Genomic DNA, 1,814 nt, shown 5'->3' with positions numbered 1-1,814 from the left:
GCGGATACTGGTCTCAACATCATCAGCAACGATGCCTTGGTTGTGTGCCTCATTACAACGCATTGCCATTAAGAAACCATTAACTGCAGCACTGGTTGAGGTTTTCACTTTCATTGCGCAGGTAGACTTAGCGCCATCACACACCATGCCTGAACAATCACTCAGTACATTTTGAATCGCGTAGCAGCCTTGCTCAAATGATCCTTTTGCAAGATACACCATCGCCATAGCCGCTGAAGCGCTCGTGACTGTGTTCCCACAAAATGCAGACAACGGTGGATAATGCGACTTAATGTAAATCGCACCTAAGTGACTCATGATTAATGCTCGTGCCAATTGCTCTTGAGTCGCTTTAAAGTGCTCGGCAATAACCGCGACAGGGATTGTTGCAGCTATCCCTTGGTTACCGCTACCAAAGTTACTCATGGCAGGTAGCGTCGCACCGCCCATTCGAGCATCAGACGCGGCAGCCGTTTGCATGACGATCTTATTCATCAAGTCTTCTGCCATTAGGCCTAATTGAATGCCTTGTACCATAGTACGCCCGACTTCAAGCCCATAGGCATGAGCTAACCCTTCTTCTGACAGCTTGCCGTTGAGAGCCGATGCTTCGAGTATAAAAGCAATATCGTCGAAGTCCGCACTGGTGGCAAAGTTGTAGATGCTACCAATATCAATATCGATTCCATCACAGATAGAACCTGTTGGTATTGTTTGATCGCAATCTTGGCTGAATAGAACGGTTCCATTTAAGGTTTTTTTGATGATATGAGTATGACCGCCACTGATTTCTACGGCCGCTATTTGACCTTCAGATTCTACTTCCGCATAGCAATAGATGAATTCGTCTACATCTTTACGGTGTGCGCTGACTTGGCCTGCGTCAATCAACGCTTGTGCTTTTTCGACATCTTTTTCGCTGATGTTCGCCAATACTTCCAAGCCAGCGTGTGGGTCCCCACCAATCGCACCCACGGCTGCAGCTATGGGTAGGCCAATTTTTCCTGTCCCCGGAACAAACACGCCCATAGAGTTTTTGTATAAATTATCCGATACATACACGCGAACTTTATCGGGTGCACCCACAAGCATCTTGGCCGCAACAGAACAAGCGTAAGCTGCGGAGATGGGCTCTGTACAGCCAAGCGCTGGCTTCACGACGGTATTCAAAATCTCTTTATACTGTTGCCATTGGTGTTTCATAGTAAGGACCTCACACTATTCTTCAATTATTTACGAGCAGTTACTTACGACCAGCAATCGCTTCGATTTCGATTTTCACGCCTAGAGGAAGATCCTTCACTGCAAAACAGCTACGTGCAGGACAGTCTTTTTCAAAGAACTCTTTGTACACTTCATTGAAAGCTGCAAAGTCATTAATGTCTGATAAGTAACACGTTGTTTTTAGTACTTGGTCTAGGTCGCTGCCTGCAGCTTGTAAAACATATTGGAGGTTAAGTAGTGACTGACGAGATTGCTCACTCACGCCACCTTCTACAACACCACCTTTCTCTTTACACACCGGTAATTGACCTGATGTGAAAACAAGGTTTCCGAATGCGTTACCGTGTGAGTATGGACCAATGGCTTCCGGCGCTTGATTTGCTGTAATGATTTCTTTCATGATTCTTCCTATTCAGATTTGCCAAATATTTCAACTACAGTTTAAACACTGAAAACAATAAAATGCAAAAATAGTTGCAACAAATACTAGAAAAATCATTCAATCAAAGATCTCAAAAATGAAAGTCTCTTTAAGTTATTGATTGCAAACAACTTAAGCGCATGCTGTCATTTTGGTGATTTCAAAACAC

General features: G+C 44.3%; 2 protein-coding genes. Both read right to left on the bottom strand.

Translation table 11 applies throughout. From position 1 onward, the window contains the following. Window positions 1-1,203 (bottom strand): L-serine ammonia-lyase, iron-sulfur-dependent, subunit alpha (locus tag BCT81_RS21910; protein ID WP_102425830.1); only part of this gene is annotated, 1,203 nt, incomplete at its 3' end. A gap of 40 nt (window positions 1,204-1,243) precedes the next feature. Beyond that, entirely contained in the window at window positions 1,244-1,624 is a 381-nt protein-coding gene (locus BCT81_RS21905) for a RidA family protein (protein WP_004742245.1), read from the bottom strand. Window positions 1,625-1,814 lie beyond the last annotated feature (190 nt).

Origin of the sequence: Vibrio sp. 10N.261.52.A1 (assembly GCF_002876325.1) — a bacterium.
Lineage (GTDB): Bacteria > Pseudomonadota > Gammaproteobacteria > Enterobacterales > Vibrionaceae > Vibrio > Vibrio chagasii.
The sequence above is the reverse complement of the archived record's forward strand: the minus strand, read 5'-3'. Positions and strand labels throughout refer to the sequence as shown.

Excerpts from the sequence above, each read along its gene's own strand:
- BCT81_RS21905 (WP_004742245.1), bottom strand. The coding sequence starts at position 1,624 with ATGAAAGAAATCATTACAGCAAATCAAGCGCCGGAAGCCATTGGTCCA.